The 20,315-nt window shown below is 36.0% G+C and carries 19 protein-coding genes; 15 read left to right on the top strand and 4 right to left on the bottom strand.

Annotated elements, in window-relative coordinates:
• The first annotated feature begins 92 nt into the window (after positions 1-92).
• From BM201_RS08155 to BM201_RS08120, 8 genes are all read left to right on the top strand, one after another.
• Positions 93-737 carry an HD domain-containing protein gene (locus BM201_RS08155; protein WP_092541454.1) on the top strand — a complete coding sequence of 215 codons (645 nt, stop codon included), beginning with the start codon at positions 93-95 and terminating at the stop codon, positions 735-737.
• A gap of 71 nt (positions 738-808) precedes the next feature.
• Entirely contained in the window at positions 809-1,441 is a 633-nt protein-coding gene (locus BM201_RS08150; protein WP_092541452.1) for a Crp/Fnr family transcriptional regulator, read from the top strand.
• Between the two features lie 100 nt (positions 1,442-1,541).
• Entirely contained in the window at positions 1,542-1,766 is a 225-nt protein-coding gene (locus BM201_RS08145) for a hypothetical protein (RefSeq protein ID WP_092541450.1), read from the top strand.
• On the top strand, positions 1,767-2,084 hold the full coding sequence (locus BM201_RS08140) for a type II toxin-antitoxin system RelE/ParE family toxin (protein ID WP_092541448.1): 318 nt from the start codon (positions 1,767-1,769) through the stop codon (positions 2,082-2,084). It begins immediately after the preceding gene.
• A gap of 147 nt (positions 2,085-2,231) precedes the next feature.
• A complete protein-coding gene (locus BM201_RS08135; RefSeq protein WP_092541446.1) occupies positions 2,232-3,047 on the top strand; it encodes a sulfite exporter TauE/SafE family protein in 816 nt (271 codons plus the stop codon).
• A gap of 210 nt (positions 3,048-3,257) precedes the next feature.
• On the top strand, positions 3,258-4,559 hold the full coding sequence (locus tag BM201_RS08130; RefSeq protein WP_092541444.1) for a cytochrome ubiquinol oxidase subunit I: 1,302 nt from the start codon (positions 3,258-3,260) through the stop codon (positions 4,557-4,559).
• A gap of 2 nt (positions 4,560-4,561) precedes the next feature.
• The gene (locus BM201_RS08125; RefSeq protein WP_092541441.1) at positions 4,562-5,602 is read left to right on the top strand and encodes a cytochrome d ubiquinol oxidase subunit II; all 1,041 of its coding nucleotides are present in this window, start codon (positions 4,562-4,564) and stop codon (positions 5,600-5,602) included.
• Between the two features lie 81 nt (positions 5,603-5,683).
• Entirely contained in the window at positions 5,684-6,739 is a 1,056-nt protein-coding gene (locus BM201_RS08120) for a glycoside hydrolase family 43 protein (RefSeq protein ID WP_092541439.1), read from the top strand.
• Between the two features lie 49 nt (positions 6,740-6,788).
• Here BM201_RS08120 and BM201_RS08115 read toward each other — a convergent pair whose 3' ends face one another.
• Both BM201_RS08115 and BM201_RS08110 read right to left on the bottom strand, forming a co-directional pair.
• Complete coding sequence (locus BM201_RS08115) at positions 6,789-6,983, bottom strand: helix-turn-helix transcriptional regulator (RefSeq protein WP_084841532.1); 195 nt, start codon at positions 6,981-6,983, stop codon at positions 6,789-6,791.
• Positions 6,980-7,393, bottom strand: coding sequence for a hypothetical protein (locus BM201_RS08110; protein ID WP_092541437.1), 414 nt, complete (start codon positions 7,391-7,393; stop codon positions 6,980-6,982). The genes BM201_RS08115 and BM201_RS08110 overlap by 4 nt, the downstream gene beginning before the upstream one ends.
• 174 nt (positions 7,394-7,567) lie before the next feature.
• Between BM201_RS08110 and BM201_RS08105 the strand changes: the two genes are divergently transcribed.
• The 3 genes from BM201_RS08105 to BM201_RS08095 are packed head-to-tail and all read left to right on the top strand — an operon-like array spanning position 7,568 to position 12,655.
• Positions 7,568-8,599, top strand: a complete 1,032-nt coding sequence (locus BM201_RS08105; RefSeq protein WP_092541435.1) for an MBL fold metallo-hydrolase — start codon at positions 7,568-7,570, stop codon at positions 8,597-8,599.
• Between the two features lie 39 nt (positions 8,600-8,638).
• Positions 8,639-12,046, top strand: a complete 3,408-nt coding sequence (locus tag BM201_RS08100) for a VIT domain-containing protein (protein ID WP_092541433.1) — start codon at positions 8,639-8,641, stop codon at positions 12,044-12,046.
• A 3-nt stretch (positions 12,047-12,049) separates the two neighbouring features.
• Complete coding sequence (locus BM201_RS08095; protein ID WP_139219165.1) at positions 12,050-12,655, top strand: hypothetical protein; 606 nt, start codon at positions 12,050-12,052, stop codon at positions 12,653-12,655.
• A 3-nt stretch (positions 12,656-12,658) separates the two neighbouring features.
• On the opposite strand, the gene BM201_RS08090 is transcribed toward BM201_RS08095, so the two are convergent.
• Both BM201_RS08090 and BM201_RS08085 read right to left on the bottom strand, forming a co-directional pair.
• Positions 12,659-14,221 carry a M1 family metallopeptidase gene (locus tag BM201_RS08090; protein WP_092541429.1) on the bottom strand — a complete coding sequence of 521 codons (1,563 nt, stop codon included), beginning with the start codon at positions 14,219-14,221 and terminating at the stop codon, positions 12,659-12,661.
• 252 nt (positions 14,222-14,473) lie between these two features.
• On the bottom strand, positions 14,474-15,466 hold the full coding sequence (locus BM201_RS08085) for an aldo/keto reductase (protein WP_092541427.1): 993 nt from the start codon (positions 15,464-15,466) through the stop codon (positions 14,474-14,476).
• 222 nt (positions 15,467-15,688) lie between these two features.
• Here BM201_RS08085 and BM201_RS08080 point away from each other — a divergent pair, with 222 nt between their 5' ends.
• From BM201_RS08080 to accC, 4 genes are all read left to right on the top strand, one after another.
• Entirely contained in the window at positions 15,689-16,573 is an 885-nt protein-coding gene (locus BM201_RS08080; protein WP_092541425.1) for a sterol desaturase family protein, read from the top strand.
• A gap of 15 nt (positions 16,574-16,588) precedes the next feature.
• Complete coding sequence (locus BM201_RS08075) at positions 16,589-17,926, top strand: MBL fold metallo-hydrolase (RefSeq protein WP_092541423.1); 1,338 nt, start codon at positions 16,589-16,591, stop codon at positions 17,924-17,926.
• Between the two features lie 201 nt (positions 17,927-18,127).
• On the top strand, positions 18,128-18,613 hold the full coding sequence (locus BM201_RS08070) for an acyl-CoA carboxylase biotin carboxyl carrier protein subunit (RefSeq protein WP_092541421.1): 486 nt from the start codon (positions 18,128-18,130) through the stop codon (positions 18,611-18,613).
• 27 nt (positions 18,614-18,640) lie between these two features.
• Positions 18,641-20,095, top strand: coding sequence for an acetyl-CoA carboxylase biotin carboxylase subunit (accC, locus tag BM201_RS08065; protein ID WP_092541419.1), 1,455 nt, complete (start codon positions 18,641-18,643; stop codon positions 20,093-20,095).
• Positions 20,096-20,315 lie beyond the last annotated feature (220 nt).

Raw genomic sequence — 20,315 nt, 5'->3', positions numbered from 1 at the left:
TTTTATTTAATTTAAACCCAAAAATTGACTTTTGTGGTCTTTGCTACAATATAATGGCAAAATACTTGTTATAAATAAGCCCAAAAAGTACGATGATGTTGGTAGAAATGCTGAATTATAGATATCAAGAACATACATCTGTGATAAGATTGGCTATGGATCATTGCCATAACCTGCTTAATAACAGTAGGTGTGGTAAACTACCATATCATAATATCCAGCATACTTTTGAGGTTTATCAATACGTACAAAAAATAGCAGATTACGAGAATCTAACTACAGAAGAGAAAGAAATCGTTGTTTTAGCTTCACTTTTTCACGATACCGGGAATAGCAATACTTATAAAGGGCACGAAAAAATTAGTGCAGATAATGCCTATGCTTTTTTATATAATATTGGTTATCCTGAAGAAAACATTAAAAAAGTATGCAACTGTATAAGAGCCACACAAATGCCGCAGGCGCCAAAAACCAAGATCGAGGAGATTCTTTGCGATGCAGATCTAGCCCATTTAGGAACTAATGCCTTTAGATCTAAAAATAAGTTATTACGATCTGAATGGTTTAAGTGCTTCAATAAAAATTATACCGATAAAGAGTGGTTAGAAAATAATATCTGCTTTCTAGAATCCCATTCTTATTTTACCAGTTATGGTAAAGACATTTTACTTCCGAAGAAACAAAAAAACTTGCAATTACTTAAACAGGCTTATAACAGGTTGTTAGCAAAACAATAGCCTTTATTTCATCGAAAATCGAAATTAAGTCGGTTGCTTTTTTTAATTTAGAAGCTTAATCTTTTATCCCAATGCTCGAGAAATTAAAAGAAGCTTATCATTTTGTTTTTGAAGATGAATTGCTAAATGAGATCGATAGATCTGGACAGCTTAAAGAATTTCAAGCTGGAGAAATGATCATCGATTTTGGCGATTATCTTAAATCGATGCCTTTACTCTTAGATGGCGCGATTAAGGTGTTAAGGGAAGATAGCGATGGGGACGAATTGCTACTTTATTTTTTGGAACGTGGCGACACCTGCGCCATGACCTTAAGTTGCTGCCTGGGTACCACGAAAAGTGAAATTAGAGCAGTTGCAGAAAGGGATACCACGCTAATTATGATTCCTATTGAAAAAATGGAAGAGTGGACGGCCCAATATAAAACCTGGAGAAACTTTGTTTTTGAAAGTTATCATACGCGTTTAACTGAAATGCTAGATACCATAGATACCATTGCATTTTTAAATATGGACGAGCGTATTATGAAGTATCTTCAGGACAAAGCCAAGGTCAATCAGGATGAGGTGGTAAGCAGCACACACCAACAAATTGCTTACGATCTACATACTTCTAGAGTGGTGGTTTCCAGGATTCTTAAAAAATTAGAGATCGAGGGTAAAATAAAACTTAACCGTAACCAGATCGAAGTTTTAGATCTTTAAATAGAACTTTTATTTCCTAGGATTTGGTTTCAATATCAAGCACAACAAGAAAGATTTACTGAGTATTAATTTTCACTATCTTTGATTAAAGAGAAATTATATGGATCTGCAAACTAGAAAACTAGAATTTATTCAGGAGTTTCTGAAAATTCAGAAAGAGGAAACTTTGGATCTTCTAGAAAAGGTTTTAAGAAAAGAACGATTTGATGATCAAGTAGATGCTATGCCTGCTGAGGAACTGAGTCAAAGAATTGAGAAATCTGAATTGGATTTTGAAAAAGGCCATTATAAGTCAACTTCTGATTTACTTTCAAAATACGAATAAATGTTTTCTAGAGTAATTTGGTCTTCTTTTGCAGAAAATCAACTTGATGAAATATTTGAGTATTATAAAGCTAATGCAGGCAAAAACGTAGCGACTAAACTAGTTCGTAAAATTATCCTTGAATCTGAGAAATTAAAAAATTCGCCATTTATTGGTCAGAAGGAAAGCCGACTTGCAAACAAAAAAATTGTTTACAGATATTTAGTTTATAAAAGCTATAAGATAATTTATTCTGTTAGTGAGAAAGAGGATTTGATTAAAATAGCAGATATTTTTGATACCCGGCAGTATCCATCAAAAATTAAACGTAAGAAATAATCCACAACTGCATAAACTGCTAATTGTGAGATATTAAATAATATTTACAAGAAGCAAATAATTATACCCCCCAAAAAATAACCTTTGTAACACAAGTTACTGTGGTCTTTATCTAAGCCCAATATTTTTGCCCCAGAAATTAAAAGAATGGAGATAACGCAGATTTTAGGTTTTATAGGAGCATTAATTATTGGCCTGGTGTTGGGTTTAACCGGTGGAGGTGGATCTATTTTAACCGTTCCTGTATTTGTTTATATTCTGCATATTAATCCGGTAACCGCAACGGCATATTCTCTTTTCGTAGTTGGATCGAGTTCGGCTGTAGGCGCGATCGATAATTTTAATAAAGGCCGAATCGATTTTAAAAGTTCACTAATCTTTGCGCTTCCGGCAGTGATCGCTATTTTCTCTACCCGTAAATATTTGTTACCTGCAATTCCGCATCATATCACAAATGTTGGGAGTTTCGAGCTCACCAAAGATCTTATGATCATGAGTTTCTTTGCTGTGCTAATGCTTATTGCTTCAGCATCGATGATCTTAAAAAAGAAAAAAGAATGCATCGATTGTGATAATAAACCTACCGAAACTAAAAACGGACTAATGATCTTTTTAGGAGCTTTAACCGGACTGGTAACTGGTTTGGTGGGTGCTGGTGGCGGATTTATTATTGTTCCCATATTAGTTTTTCTGGCAGGTTTAAATATGAAAGAAGCGGTAGGAACTTCACTTTTCATTATAGCTATCAATTCAATTATTGGGTTTTTGGGTGATCTGGGTCACATGGAAATCGATTGGGTTTTTCTTATTCTGTTTACCATTATCTCTGTAGTTGGAATTTTCTTCGGAATTTACCTTAGCCGATTTATCAATTCGCATAAGCTTAAAAAGGCTTTTGGCTGGATGGTTTTGGTAATGGGAATCTATATTTTATGGATGGAATTATCTGGAAGCGGAATTTGATATCTTCATCCTAAGATTGGTTATTTTGGCGAAGGATTCTTAAAATTTTCAGATTAGAAGATACAATATCATAATTAACAAAAGTTCGGTTTAAAATTCTGGATTTTACTGGGTTTAAAAGACCGAGATTCCTTAAATTTAAAGGTAATTATAAAGTTTTTCCTCAAAAAGATAATGCGCTTAAAAACAGCGTATTTCAAAACCAAATAAATGGAAAATTTAGATTACGCCCGCCTTCAAATGGCCTTTACACTAGGCTTTCATATTATTTTTGCATGTATTGGTATGGTAATGCCATTTTTTATGGTCGTTTCCCATCACAAATGGTTAAAAACCAGAAATCCTGTTTATTTAAAACTTACAAAAGCCTGGCTTAAAGGAGTTGCAATTTTCTTTGTTACAGGAGCAGTTTCAGGAACTGCACTTTCGTTTGAATTAGGTATGCTATGGCCAGAGTTTATGAAACATGCCGGCCCAATTATAGGAATGCCATTTTCGTTAGAAGGAGCAGCCTTTTTTGTAGAGGCAATTGCCTTAGGATTTTATCTTTATGGTTGGAATAAACTTCCAGAGAAATTTCACTGGTTTACCGGGGTGATTATTGGTATTTCCGGAGTGCTTTCCGGGATTCTGGTGGTCGCAGCTAACGGTTGGATGAATGCTCCAAGCGGTTTCGAATATATAAATGGAGAATTTACCAATGTAGATCCTGTACAGGCATTTTTAAATCCCGCCTGGTTTTCACAAGCATTACACATGACGCTTGCTGCCTTTGTGGCTACAAGTTTTGGAGTAGCCGGCATTCATGCCTTTCAGATCTTAAGAGGAAAATCTGTAGAAGTGCATAAAAGTGCTTTTAAGATTGCAATTTCTTTTGGTGCTATTGCCGCACTTTTACAACCCATAAGTGGAGATATTTCGGCTAAAGATGTTGCTGAACGCCAACCGGCCAAATTAGCTGCAATGGAAGCCCACTTTGAAACCGAAGAAGGTGCGCCGCTATTTTTAGGCGGAATAGTTGATGAAGAAAATAAAGAAGTGAATTATAAATTTGAGATTCCAAATGCACTTTCTTTCCTGGCTTTTGGCGATTTTGAAGCTGAAGTAAAAGGCTTAAATGAATTTCCTGAAGATGAAATTCCTCCCGTAGCCATCGTGCATTATGCCTTTCAGGTAATGGTGGGGATAGGGACTTTACTCGCTTTGGCCGGATTGCTGTTTTTTGTAAGCCTTAAAAAGAAATCCTGGATGAATAATAAAAAATACTGGTGGTTTTTTATGCTTTTGGCTCCGCTTGGATTTTTAGCGCTAGAAGCAGGCTGGGTGGTAACCGAAGTTGGTCGACAGCCCTGGATCATTTATCAAATCATGCGTACCAGTGATGCCGTGACGCCAATGCCGGGAATGAAGTTTAGTTTCTTTATGTATGTCGCGGTTTATATTTTATTGGCGATTACTGTTACCTGGCTAATGCAACGACAAATAAAAGCCCTAAATACTCAAAAAGATTAAGTATGTTATACGTAGTTTTATTTTTCTTACTGTTTTCGTTATTACTGTATGTTCTTTTGGGCGGAGCCGATTTTGGTGCCGGGATCGTTGAACTTTTCTCTTCCAGAGAAAATAAAAAAGTCAATAGAGATACTATTTACCGGGTAATGGGACCAATTTGGGAAGCCAATCATATTTGGTTAATTATTCTTATCGTTATTTTATGGATTGCATTTCCAGTCTATTTTAATATCATAATTATTTATTTACACGTGCCGCTAACTTTGGTGCTGTTAGGCATAACCATGCGTGGCGTTTCCTTTGTTTTTAGACATTATGATGCTTTTCAGGATAAATCGCAATTAATTTATAATGGTTTATTTCGATTTTCGAGTTTTGTAACACCAATTTTCCTGGGAATGTGTTTTGCTGCCCTTGTTGGTGGAGAATTAATAGTTACTGAAAATTATACCAATTACGGCTTTTACGATCTTTTTATGCAGCCATGGTTTAATGGTTTCAGTATTTTGATGGGATTATTCTATGCTTCACTTTGTGCATTTCTAGCTTCAACTTTATTAATAGGGGAGAGTGAAGGTGATATTAGAAATATGTATATCCGAAAATCGAAGATTTCAACAGGAATTTTAGTGCTTCTTGGATTTGTATTAATTGCTTACGGATTTTTTAATGAGATCGCTTTTATCAGGGATTTTGTAACCAATCCAATTTCAATTGTATGTATCATCCTTTCAGGAATTCTATTATTCCCATTGTGGAAATTTATACGTGCCGGCCGCCGAATATTAAGCAGATATTTTGCCGGTCTTCAGGTGGTTTTAGTGCTTTTTGCAGCTCTGGTAGCGCATTTCCCTCATGTGATTATTACTTCAGAAGAAGAAATTAGCCTTTTAGAAAATATATCTCCAGATAGCGTGATTATGGTTTTAGGGATATCTTTATTGATTGGAGGCGGAGTAATATTGCCGGGATTATTTCATTTAATGAAGTCTTTTAAAATGATAAAGATATTTGATAGGGACGAGCAGCAATTTCAGAAATAATTTTTAAGTGTAAATTTCGCACTTATCTTTTATTTTTTGTCAAAATGTTAGATATTAGACAATAAATTTATAATCTCTCAAATGACGACAAAATTGCAACGCTTAAATCATCTATTTCTTTTAGCGATAACGATTTCTATTTTTAGCTGTGACACTGCTGAAAAAAAAGATCAGGAAACCACGAATTCCGAAGAGACTTCTAAAGAAATCACTTATCACAATCCAATTGTAGCGCAGCGAGCAGATCCATGGGTTCATAAAGCTGAAGATGGCACCTATTATTTTATTGCGACAGCGCCAGAGTATGATCGCGTAGAAATGCGCCAGGCAAAGACAATTAATGGTCTTGGTACGGCCGAACCAAAAGTGATTTGGAACAAGCACGAAAACGGAGTGATGAGTCACCATATCTGGGCGCCAGAATTACACAAGATCGACGGAAAATGGTATGTTTATTTTGCAGCAGGACAAGCTGAAGATGTTTGGAAAATAAGAATGTTCGTGCTTTCTAACGATGCTGAAGATCCAATGACGGGTGAATGGAAAGAGGAAGGACAAATGGAAACCAGTAGAGATTCTTTTTCTTTAGATGCTACAACTTTTGAGCATGATGGAGAACTTTATTACGCGTGGGCACAATCGGTTAGAGAGGAGGGCGGAACTTCGATTTTGCTTTCTCAAATGGAATCTCCCACAAAACTTAAAGGAGAAGAAATTGAAATTACCAATCCAGAATATGATTGGGAGCGCATTGGTTATTTTGTAAATGAAGGCCCGGCGGTGATCAAAAGAAATGGTAAGATATTTATGACGTATTCGGCTAGTGCAACAGATGCTAATTATGCAATCGGGTTATTATGGGCAGAAGAAGATGCCGATCTTATGAATCCGGATTCTTGGCATAAATCTGAAAAGCCAGTATTCTCTACAAATGCCGAGCTTAGAAGGTTTGGACCGGGACATAGTTCTTTTACGGTAGCAGAGGATGGAGAAACCGATGTTTTAATTTATCACGCTCGAGTTTACGAAAAGATAAGAGGTAATTCTCTTTACGACTTTAACCGTCATACCAGAGCGAAAACCTTTAGCTGGGATGATAAAGGTTTCCCAGATTTTGGACAGGATGTTGAAGATTAGATTTTATCTAAGTTCATATAAATTGAAAAAGCGCCGATTGGCGCTTTTTTTATTCTTCATCCTGAAAAATATCTTCAATTTTCAGATTAAATAATCGGGCAATTTTAAATGCCAGCGGTAAACTGGGATCAAATTTTCCTTTTTCAATGGCATTTATGGTTTGCCTGGAAACTTCAACACGATTGGCCAATTCTGCCTGTGTGATGTTTTGCTCGGCTCGTAATACTTTTATTCTATTTTTCATTTGTAACGAGAATTTCCAATTAGCATTGCGATTAGATACGTGATTCCCATTACGAAAACCAAATGCGAGATTTCAGCATTAAAAGAGATCAGGTTAGTGATATCCAACATCGAGTAACTAATTCCAACGATCAATGTAATTCCTAAAGTTATAGCCATAGCATCCATACTTATTTTACGTTGTAGGGGATCCTGGCTGTTAAGATGTTTTCGATTAATCCATATCATGCCAACCCCTACAAGAGTGTTTATAATGATCATCACAATGGTGATAATTTTGTTTTCGTTCCAGATAAATTTTGGGCCAAAAGCAACAAATGCTAAGGTGAAAACCCATAAAAATGTCCAAACCGCCAAGGCTTTTGTGTTCTTTTTTAGTTCACTGTGCCAGTTATTTTGTTTTGCTTTCATAAGTAAAATGTATTTAACTAAAAGTAAAGTTTGTTTTACAAATATAGATCAGTTTTTTAAAATGTCAAGTTTTATTTACATTTTTATTTTTTCTGAAATAATTAATAAGTGAATTCAGTCTTAATAAATACCTTTACACAACAACATCAGATTCATTATTATACCCCATAAATTATGATCAAGCAATTTGGAAAAGCCCCATCTGGTAAACGATTAGAAAGAATACAGGAATGTGAAAATTTTAAAGATGGAAGCTTCCATAACATAGAAGAAACCTCGGTAAACCCCAATAATGTATCGATGTTTAAAATGATGAAGGATATGCGAAATCGTCCAAAATCTGTAAATCCGTCAAAAAAAATTCCGTCTGTAAAGACCAATCTTAGTGAAATAAATGCTGAAGAACCTGCTTTTGTGTGGTTTGGACATTCTTCTTATTTGCTGAAAATAAAAGACTATACCATATTGGTAGATCCTGTGTTTAGCGGAAATGCTTCGCCGGTTTCTTTCTTCGGAAAAGCTTACGATGGCGCTAATGAATATGGAGTAGAGGATATGCCTAAAATTGATATTTTACTGCTTACACACGATCATTACGATCACTTAGATTATCCCACAATAGAAAAATTAAGGCCCAAAGTTAAACGAGTAGTTTGCTCTTTAGGTATTGGCGCGCATTTAGAATATTGGGGCTATCAAAGTATGATCATAACCGAATTAAACTGGTGGGAATCTGTAAAGATCATCGATAATCTACAAATTACCGCAACGCCTTCAAGACATTTTTCCGGACGCTTGTTTAAGCGTGGTAATACGTTGTGGTCGTCTTTTGTTTTTGAAGCTTTTGGATACAAATTATATTTAGGTGGCGATTCGGGTTATAGTCCGCAGTTTAAAGATATAGGTGATAAATTTGGCCAATTTGACCTTGCAATTTTAGAATGTGGCCAATACGGTGAAAACTGGCCGCAAATTCATAATTTCCCAGAAGAGATTGTGAAGGCTGCAAACGATCTACAAGCCAAAAAAGTGATTCCTGTTCACTGGGCAAAATTTACACTTGCCATGCATCCTTGGAACGAGCCTATTAAACGTTTTACAAAGGCCGCTGATGCGGATAAATTAAGCTATGTGAGTCCTAAAATTGGAGAGCTATATCAACTAAATCAGGAATTTAAGCAGGAAAATTGGTGGGATTTTGAATAATTTCGATTAAATTCATAGGGTAGTTCATACTTCTTACCTATGAAAAAATCGATAGTATTTTGTTTCCTGATGTTTCAGGCAAGCCTGACATTGTTTTCTCAGAACTCACCAGAAATTAAGGTGGGCAATAAAAAACTGGATCTTGCCAAGTTAGATGTAGATGTGAAAATTGCCGGAAACCTGGCCACCACAACATTCGAATTATTTTTCTACAATCCAAACGATGAAAGGCTGGAAGGCGAATTAAGTTTTCCGTTGGGCGAAGGCCGTGAAGTAAGCCGGTTCGCCTTAGATATTAACGGAAAGCTAAGGGAAGCGGTAATTGTTGAAAAAGAAAAAGCTCGCGTTGCTTTCGAAAGTACGGTAAGACGACGTATCGATCCTGCATTGCTCGAGAAAACGCAGGGAAATAATTACAAAGCTCGAATTTTTCCTATCGAAGCAAAATCTTATAAACGTGTAGTTTTGGCTTATGACGAAGAATTGATTCTGAATAAAGGTGAGTTATTTTATCAATTACCGTTAGAATATGATGTAAAACTTGAGAATTTCAACTTGAAAATTAGCGTTGCAGGAATCGATGATGCTTCAGCTTTAAAATCAAACTTGAAATTCGAGAATTCCGATGGAAAATTAATTTCAGAAATTAAGAAAGAGAACTTTAAGTTAGATCAGGATTTTATTTTCAGAATTGATAAAAATGATGCAAAACCAACATTTGTAGCTCAGGATGACTTTTTTTATTGGTATAATTCGGTTGAAGCCAAGGAGCGCATCAGGCCAGAACCATCAAAAATCAGCATCTTTTGGGATGTTTCGTATTCAGAAAAAGACAGACAAATTCAAAAGGAAATCGATCTTCTAGAGTGCTATTTTGAGGATTTAAAAAATGTTGAAGTCGAATTGATCACATTCGACTATAAAGAGCGAAAAAAATCATCTTTTAAAGTCCAAAATGGAGATTCTAAAGCACTTTTTGAATTTTTAAAATCTCAGGTTTATGATGGAGGAACGGCTTATAATCAATTAAATTTTAATTCTGAAGATAGTGAGGTAATTTTATTATTTAGCGATGGCTTAGACAATTTTGGAGGTTTTAAGGAGGAATTTAATCGTCCTATTTTCGCTATAAACAGCAAAACTTCAGCAGATCACAAAGAGCTTCAACAAGTTTCTCTGCAATCTGGTGGGAATTATATCAATCTTAAAAATTTAGGCTTAGAAGGAGCAATTTCAAAACTGAAAAATCAGCCTTTGTTATTTTTAGGAGCAACTTCAGAAGATAATTCCCTTGAAATTTATCCAAAAGAGAAAAAGATACTCAATAAGGCTTTTACACTTACCGGGAAAGGTTTTGAAAATACAACAATCACTTTAAAATTTGGATTTGGCAACGAAGTGGTGAATACGATCGAGATTAATCCGGTAAATGCGATCGATGTTAAAGATTGGGGAATCGATAAGAAATGGGCAAATCAAAAAATTGACTTCCTAAATGCCCAAAGTGGGGATGTAGAAGCTAAAATTATTGAAGTAAGCGAAGATCATCAGGTACTTTCAGACTACACGTCCCTGTTGGTTTTAGACCGACTTTCAGATTATATCCAGTATGAGATTACCCCGCCAGAAGAGATGTTAGAGGAGTATCAGGATGCCATGAGACGTAAAAAATCCAGTTTAGCAAATCACAAAAATAACCTCGAAGCGAAACGCTTATTGATTATCGATGGATATAATGATATTGAAAAATGGTACGGGAAAACGCCCAAAGTCGATATTTCAAAAGATACTATTTCTCAAAGAACCAACAATCCTGTTACGAGCGTAGTAGATTCTGGAGAGGAAGCTTCAGAGGGTGAACCGACTTCAAATACAACATCAAATTCAACATCAAATTCAGGAGAAGATATTCCCGGCAATGAAAATTTAAATCATTTGGTAAAAGGAAATGTGAAGGCGGCAGGAGACGATCTTGTTTTACCGGGTGTGAATGTTATTATCGAAGGAAGTTCAAACGGAGCTCAAACCGATTTTGATGGGAATTATCAGATTTACGTAAACGAAGGTGAAAAATTGATCTTCAGCTATATTGGCTTTAAAACCAAGGAAATTTTGGTTACTGGTGATAAAATTGATGTAGCATTAGAAGAAGATACTGCAGCTCTAGACGAAGTGGTGGTGATGGGTTATGAAAGCGAATCGTCTAATGCGAGGACGAGTGCAGTAACTGCTTTACAGGGAAGAGCAGCCGGAATACAGATAGAGGAAGATAATGAAAACAGTGTAAATATAAGAGGTGCTGCTAGTTTATCTAATGAAAACCCAATTTATATTGTAAATGGAAATTTAGTTAGTGAAATGCCCAATTTGGATGCTGATGATATAGACGAGTTTTACAATATAAATGCAGAAAATGCCACTAAACTCTATGGTGCTCAAGCAGCGGGCGGTGTGGTTGTAATTAAAACCAAAGAGCTTTCAGAAAAAGAAAAAAAGAAAATAGCGGAGCTGGAATTGAAAATTGAAGACGAACTGGAATTAAAAGGATGGGATCCAAATTCAGCATATATCAGGCAACTTAAAAGAACAGATTCTGCGGAAGAAGCGTATCAATTATACCTGGAATTAAGAGAAGATTATAATAATATGCCTTCTTTCTATATGGATGTTGCCGATTATTTTCTGAAACAAAATGAAGCTGAAAAAGCCTTCAGAATTATTTCTAATATTGCTGAAATTGAGCTTGATAATTATGAGCTGAGTCGGGCGTTGGCTTATAAATTAGAAGCCGAAGGAAAAACTGAAATGGCCGAGTATATTTACGCGAAAGTTTTAGAATTACGTCCTGAAGATATCCAATCTTATCGTGATCTGGCTTTAATTAAGATCGAAAATGGGCATTTTCAGGAAGCTTTAAAATTGCTTTACAAAATTGTAAGTGGAGAATTAGTAGAAAAAGATGAAGCACGCAGATTTTCTGGAATCGAGGATATTTCTTTTGTAGAAATGAATAACCTAATTGCACTTCATAAAAATGAACTGGATTTATCGAATATTGATAAAAGATTCATCAGCCCTATGAATATGGATCTTCGCGTGGTGGTCGACTGGAATCACAACGACACCGATATCGATCTTTGGGTGATCGATCCTAAAGACGAAAAATGCTGGTATCAAAATAAGAGAACAAAAATAGGCGGAATACTGTCTGATGATATGACCGAAGGTTTTGGGCCTGAATCTTTTAAATTGAAAGAAGCAATAAGCGGTAATTACGAGATGTTTATTGATTATTATAGCGATAATGTTCAGAAAATATCTGGACCAACATTTTTAAAAGTCACAGTTTTCAAAAATTACGGAACTAAAGACCAGCAAAAAACATTAAAAGTTTATAGATTAGAAAATAATGACGACGAGCTAAAAGTTGGCGAAATAAAATTCTAAGATTTGCTAAAAACAAGACATTTTATAGGATTATTGGTTTTAGGCATAGGATTTTTAATCAAAATGCTATTTACGCACCTGGTAGAATATTATGCGTTGGTTAAAGGTATTAGCCTCTTCTTTATTTTTGTTGGCTTAGCTGTCTTGTTGGTGGGAGTAATAATTAGATCTGAAGAAGTAGATAAAGGTTCCTTTAAAAAAGACCCAATCACTTATATTTTGGTGAGTTTGATGCAAATAATCCTTGTGATTGGAATTACTGGTTTTGCCATTGTTTTAGAACATTTTGCTGAAGGAGCAAATCATCAACTAGCCAAAGTAATTATTCAAAATTCATATAATGAAACCATTGCCGTCGTTAGTGAAGAACGGCGTGTCACTAAAGTGTTTACCACTAATGGCTACGAAGATTTTGCGATCTTTAATTACCAAAATAATTTTGGAACTTTAGAACAACAAGGCAAAAAAGTTGACGGCTATTCGCGTGAAAAATTACTCCGAAAATCGATTAATTACGACGGAAAAAGAATGATCCCAAGACTCGACGGACAGCAATTTAAAATCAGATATTCTACTCGCTTCCCATCAATGTTTATAGTTGTTAAATAGGATTTATAAAGCTTCCTCGAACAACAAATTAGTATTTGGATCTAAATCTATTGAAATTGGTTTTTCTGAAACTTCAACTTCAAAAGATTCTTTCTTTTTCGAGATATCAAATTCGATAATTTTAGACTCTTGTGTAGCAAAATTTAGTTGAAGCGCTAATGGAAATTCAAATTGATTTTTCTGAAGTTGACGAATTGTAAGCTTTAATTTTCCGTTGTTGAAAGATTGATCGATCTTTATTTTTGGTTGTCCATATTGAGTGGTCCACTGCTTAAAAAATTGATCTAAATCTTCTCCATAAGCAGCTTCGAATTCGGCTTGTAGATCTGCTGAAGTTGCATTGCTAAATTTATATTTCTGGTAATAGTGCTGAATTGCCTTCCAGAAATCTTCGTTACCCACTTTTCTGCGAAGCATGTGCAATACCCATGCTCCTTTTTGATAAGAATTTGGATTTAAAAGTTCCATTAAATCGGTGCGAGAACTATCGATTACCGCTGTTTTTGTAGTCTGACTAAAACCAATCACCTGGCGGCGCTCTTCCTGCAATTTCTCGTCTAATTTTGATTTTCCGTATTTATGCTCGGCATAAAGATCGGTGAAATACGTAGCAAAACCTTCGCTTAACCAAAGATGCGACCAGTCAGTTTCAGATGCTGAATCTCCAAACCATTGATGTGCAATTTCGTGCGCCAAAAGAAATTCTGATGAACGTTTTCCATCAACCGAATTTTCAAAATAGAAAATATTTCCGGCATTTTCCATTCCGCCATAACGCGTGGTCGATTGTACGTTTGCTAATTTTGTAAAAGGAAAAGGCGCTATTTTTTCAGTAAAATAATTTAGGATTCTTTCTGCCTGCGCATAATCGAAAAAGCCAGCCTCTTTATTTTCTGGATATACCCAGGTTGAAAGCGGAATTTCTGCAATTTCACCTAAATGTTGTACGGCAAATTCTGCCACACCAATCACCATTACTTTTGTAGGTAATTCTAGCGGAGAAGCGTAGACATAAAGTGAATTATCATCATCGATATTGGTCACTTCCTGAAGTGTTCCTGTGGCCACCACCTGGTATTTTGAAGGGGCAGTTACATGAAAAGAAACTTTTGCTTTATCTGAAGGATGATCGATTAGTGGTAACCAAAGATGTGCTCTATTTGGCCAATTATCACCAAAAAATGTACGGTCTCCGTATTTATTTTCGCTAATTATGAGTCCGTCTTCCGGAATTCCATGATAATAGATCGTAACCTCACCTTCAGCAGTAGTGCTAATATTTAATTTTTCTTCGGAATGTTTAAAATCTAAGCTTTTTCCATTTTGAAGAATACTGTCCACCTGCATGCCTTTGCCATTTTCTTCCGCAGCAAAATCTAATTCAAGAACATCAGATTCTTCAACATATTTAAAATCGATAAGTGTTTTTCCTTCAATATTATCGGTTTCATCATTCAGTTTTAGATGAAATTCATATTCCAGGATATCTACTTTTGGATTTTGCGCTAGTAATAAAGCAGGAGCGAGAGTATTCAGAATAGAGAGAAGAAAAAAATTGCGTTTCATTTTATCGATTTTGAGCTTTAAAATTACTGTTTTCAATTCAGCTAGAAAATAAAAAAGCCGCTTCTATGTAAAAAGCAGCTTTTTTAATTATCAACTATTCGTCATTCCGGACTTGATCCGGAATCTCATAAAGATTGTAAAATAAAAATTATAGAGTGAGAACCTGAATCAAGCCTGCCAGCCGGCGAAGCAGGTTCAGGGTGACTATAATTCCATCTTGACTTTTAGCTCACATTTAATTCATTTAAAAAATTAGAATTGCGGAGTTTCGCAGCGCTCATCGATTAATCCTTCGTTTTTTAGTTCGACCCAAAAGTCTTTTGGGATCTTCACATCAAAAGCTTTTACATTTTCGACGTTTTGATAAGGTTTGCTGGCACCGGCTAAAACAGTATCGACTACTTTTGGCGCGTAAGAAAACTGTATGGCTGCTTTTGCAAGATCTACATCATATTTATCGGCAATTTTGATCATCTTTTTATAGCGAGAATCTACATCTTCGGGCATTTCACCTGCATAATTATATCGCTTTTGGCCGCTTAGCAAACCAGCATTAAAAGGCGCAGCAACAATTAATCCAACACCACTTTCTTCAACCTTTGGGAAAAGACGATCTAAAGAATCTTTATGATCGATCATCGAGTATTGAATTGCAGAAACAAATAAATCTGGATCGGCATAATCAATCGTTCTTATAATTGGTTCTACGGTATTCACACCAAGTCCCCAACCTTTAATTAAACCTTCTTCACGCATTTTGGTAAGCTCTGGCATCGCGCCTTTTTTAGCGATTTCAAAATGTTCTTCCCAATCACCAAGATCGGCATTATTGTCTGGCGAAAGATCGTGGATAAAAGCATAATCGATACTTTCTACGCCCAATCGCTGCAAACTGTCTTCTACAGATCTTCTAACACCGTCGGCAGTATAATCATAACGATAATCGAAAGGAGAAGGATCTACCCATTGCGTTTCAGGAATATTGTTTGTCGGAGTAAAAAGTCGACCAACTTTGGTTGAGAGGATATAATCTTCGCGTTTTTTATTTTTTAGGAAATGGCCCATTCTTCGCTCACTTAAACCTAAACCGTACCATGGCGAAGTATCATATTGTCTTATACCGCTTTCCCAGGCAGATTCTAGCACCTGGCCAGATTGTTTATCATCTATTTTTTCAAAACCGGTACCAATAGCCACACCGCCAAAAGCCAGTTTTTCTAATTTTAAATTTTTCTTCGTGCTCATATTTTCTTTTTCTGATTTTAGCCTGAAAATAATAAAGTATTTAATTACTCATGCTTAGTTTAACGCCTTATAACATTTATATTTATACTTAAAGGTTTGCGATTGTTAAAGGATATTCAAGATTCTTTAATCATTTAGTAAGACTTTGAATGGGAAGACTGTAACAAAAGTTACTGGCCTTGCTTTAGCTTTTGGTTACTTTTGCTGCGGAATAATTTAAAAATGGACAAATATTTAATAATAATTCAGGATTCATTTATCGGGTATTTTAATTACCTGGTGCAGGAGATTACCAATCCTTCCTGGACCAATTATTTTTACTGGCTTATAGCGATTTCGTTATTTGTCTGGATTTTAGAAATTGTATTACCCTGGCGTAAAGATCAGCCGATCTTTAGAAAAGGTTTTTGGCTGGATGGTTTTTATATTTTATTCAATTTTTTCCTGTTTTCGTTGATTGGTTACAATGCCTTATCGAATATTGGTGTAGCGCTTTTCAATGATTTCTTGGGACTTTTTGGGATCGAAAATATAGTAGCCATAAATATCCAAAATCTGCCAGTTTGGGGGCAATTGCTAATCATGTTCGTTATAGCCGATTTTATTCAGTGGAATGTTCATCGGCAGCTACATAAACGTCCCTGGTTATGGCAATTTCATAAAGTGCATCATAGCGTAAAAGAAATGGGATTTGCGGCGCAGTTTAGGTTTCATTTTATGGAAACTATTGTTTACAAAACCGCACAGTATATCCCATTGGCGATGATAGGTTTTGGGATTCAGGAGTTTTTTATCGTTCATATGTTTAGTGTATTAATTGGGCATTTAAACCACGCAAACGTGGGCTGGAATTATGGATTTTTAGGTTATATTTTCAATAATCCAAAAATGCATATCTGGCATCACTCCAAAGCATTACCCGATTCGCATCCCTACGGAATGAATTTCGGCTTAAGTTTAAGTATTTGGGATTATATTTTTAGAACAGCATATATTCCGAAGAGCGGAAAAAGTATAGAACTTGGTTTTGAAGGAGACGAAGATTTTCCTAGAAGCTTTAAAGAACAAATGACTTTTCCGTTTAAAATTAAAAGAGAAACAAACTAATAAAAGAAAAGAGAAATGATCATAGAACAGTTTAATGACGAGGCTTTAGCCCATTATTCGTATGCAATTGTAAGTGAAGGTGAAATGGCGCTGGTAGATCCATCTAGAAATCCTATGCCGTATTATAAGTTTGCTGAAGAAAATAATGCAAAGATCGTAGCGGTTTTCGAAACACATCCTCATGCCGATTTTATAAGCAGTCATTTACAAATTCATGAAGAAACTGCTGCAACTATTTTTGTGAGCAAATTGGTAGGCGCAGATTATGATCATAAAAGTTTTGATGAAGGTGATACTTTCGAATTAGGAAAGGTAACTTTTAGCGCTTTAAACACCCCGGGGCACAGTCCAGATAGTATCACGGTAGTAGCAAAAGAAGAAAACGAAACAGCTCTTTTTACCGGTGATACTTTATTTATTGGAAATGTTGGTCGGCCAGATTTACGTGAAAAAGCCGGGAACATGAAAGCCAAGCGTATCGATCTTGCCAAGCAAATGTATAACACCATGCAAACCAAATTTAACGATCTGCCAGATGATTCTTTGGTGTATCCGGCGCATGGAGCAGGTTCGTTATGTGGTAAAAATATGAGCAGCGATTCTTCCAGTACTTTAGGAAATGAACGTATGGGAAATTGGGCTTTTAAAGAGCAAACCGAGGATGAGTTTGTAGATGAGATTTTAAAAGATCAGCCGTTTATACCATCTTATTTTGGGTTTGATGTAGATATCAACAAAGCTGGAGCTTTAAACGTTCAGAAAGCAAAATATAATGTTCCGGTTTTTCTAAATGTAGATGAAGTTGAAGAAGGTCTAACGATCGTAGATACAAGAGGCGGAGACGATTTTAAAAAGTCACATTTGCCGGGAAGCATTAATATTATGGCGACATCGCCTAAGCAAAAGTTCGAAACCTGGTTAGGAGCGATCATTCAGCCAGAAGAAGCTTTTTATTTAGTGGCGCCTTCAGTAGAAGATATTGATGCTTTGTTGGAGCGTGTTGCAAAAATTGGTTACGAAAAACATCTAAAAGCGATCATTACTGTTGCTGAAGATCTTGAAGGTTCTACCGAATTTTTAGAGGTAGATCATTTTAAAGAAAATCCTTCAGCATATACAATTGTGGATATTAGAAATACTTCTGAAGTTGAAGAAGGGAAGTTTTTTGAAAGTGCGATTGCCATTCCACTAAATGAATTAAGAGATCGTACAGACGAAATCCCAACAGATAAACCAGTCGTTGTGCATTGTGCCGGCGGCTATCGATCTGCAGCCGGAAGTAGCATTGTAGATAAGCAGTTAAACGGAATTAAAGTTTTTGATTTAAGTGATGCCGTGAACGATTTTAAATAGATATTTAAAGATTTTCTTTTATAAAATTTTGAGTCAATCCCAATTTCCAAGTGAAGTTGGGATTTTTCTTTATGCTGAAATTCGATGTTTCGGAGCATAATTTTTAGAATATTAATAAATTATTAATCCTTCAGTAAAAGCCTTATTAATTTTCTATATTTACAAAGCTTGTTGCTTAAAATGAGCAAAAATTGATCAAATATGGAGAAAAAGTTTAAGGTTAAAGTGAATGATACATCAGAATTTGAGTTCACTGAAGACCAAATCTTAGATTTAGATATTCAAGCCATTGGAAATGCCGATTTTCATATACTTCACGAGCATAAATCCTTTAAAGCTTCCGTAGAAAAGAGTGATTTTCTAAAAAGGCAATATTCGATAAAAATCAACTCCAATATTTACAATATTAATATCGCAAACGATTTAGATCTTTTGATTGAAAAGATGGGACTTTCCCTAGGCTCTGCGCAATTGATCAACGATATTAAAGCACCAATGCCAGGATTAATTCTGGAAGTGAATGTCGAAGAAGGCACAGCGGTAAAAGAAGGCGATTATTTACTGGTTTTAGAAGCCATGAAAATGGAGAATACGATTACCGCACCACGAGACGGAGTGGTAAAAAGTATCCAGATCAAAAAAGGCGAAACCGTAGAGAAAAACCAGTTGCTTATTGAAATGGAATAATCCTTATTCCGCTAAAATTTGTAAAAAATGAAGAAAATATTAGTAGCTAACCGTGGTGAAATTGCCCTGCGAGTACTAAAAACTATTCAGAAAATGGGCATTAAAACCGTTGCTATTTTTTCTGAAGCCGATAGAAATGCACCGAACGTAAAATTTGCTGATGAAGCGGTTTGCGTTGGGCCGGCACCGTCTAATCAATCCTATTTGTTAGGAGATAAGATCATTGAAATTTGTATAGAATTAAATGTCGACGGAATTCATCCCGGATACGGATTTCTAAGCGAAAATGCTGGTTTTGCTGAAGCTGTTGAGAAAGCTGGAATAACGTTTATTGGTCCGCGTAGTAAAGCCATCCGCATCATGGGAAGTAAGCTCGCTGCCAAAGATGCGGTGAAGAAATATGATATTCCTATGGTTCCCGGGATTGACGAAGCGATTACAGATACCGCAGAAGCTAAAAAGATCGCTACAGAGATTGGTTATCCTATTTTAATAAAAGCTTCTGCCGGTGGTGGAGGAAAAGGAATGCGAGTGGTAGAGCAGGAAAAAGATCTGGAAGACCAGATGAAACGTGCCATTAGTGAAGCCGAATCTGCCTTTGGAGATGGATCAGTTTTTATTGAAAAATATGTGGCTTCTCCGCGTCATATCGAGATTCAGGTTTTAGCCGATGCGCACGGAAATACACTTCATTTATTTGAGCGTGAATGCTCGGTACAACGTCGTCACCAAAAAGTGATCGAGGAAGCGCCATCGATAGTTTTAGACGAAAAATTAAGGGACGAAATGGGAAAAGCAGCCGTTCGGGTTGCTGAAGCCTGCGATTATGTAGGCGCCGGTACGGTGGAGTTCTTATTCGATGAAAATCGAAACTTTTATTTTTTAGAAATGAATACAAGACTTCAGGTAGAGCATCCCGTAACCGAATATATCACGGGAATCGATCTTGTTGAAGAACAAATTAAAATTGCAAAGGGAGAGGAGCTCAGTATTAAACAGGATGATTTAAAAATTACCGGTCATGCACTGGAGTTGCGGGTTTATGCTGAAGATCCTATGGATAATTTTCTGCCAAGCGTTGGGAAATTGGAGAAATATAAAATTCCTTCAGGAGAGAAAATTCGGGTAGACAATGGATTTGAAGAAGGGATGGACGTGCCGATCTATTACGATCCTATGCTGGCAAAGTTAATTACCTACGGAAAGAATAGAGAAGAAGCGATACAGTTAATGATCAAAGCGATCGATGATTACCATGTAGAAGGTGTTTCTACAACGCTGACTTTCGGGAAGTTCGTTTTTGAACATGAAGCCTTTACTTCAGGAAATTTTGATACCCATTTTGTGAAGAAATATTATTCCCCAGAAAAGCTGCAAAATGAAATTGAAGAAGAATCGAAGTTGGCCGCTTTGGTTGCCTTGAAGCAATATTTAAAAGATAAGAAAAAACTAAGATTACCGATTACTGAAGCAAGAGAGTAAGATCAGTGGGCAGTAACAGTTTTCAGTAAAGGTTGATTTGAATTTGTGCTGATTAGTCGATTTGAAAATTCTAAGAATTCGAAATTGAGTAGCAGAGTATTGTCATTTCCACCCAGCCTCGCTGGCAGGTGAGACAAATTGAAACGGAGAAATCTTAAACCAAGATCAATTTAAATTTAAAAGCGAAAGCAGGTCAGAAAGCTAAAAGCTGACGGCTAAA

It is taken from the genome of Zunongwangia mangrovi, assembly GCF_900112105.1.
Classification (GTDB): domain Bacteria; phylum Bacteroidota; class Bacteroidia; order Flavobacteriales; family Flavobacteriaceae; genus Zunongwangia; species Zunongwangia mangrovi.
The sequence above is the reverse complement of the archived record's forward strand: the minus strand, read 5'-3'. Positions and strand labels throughout refer to the sequence as shown.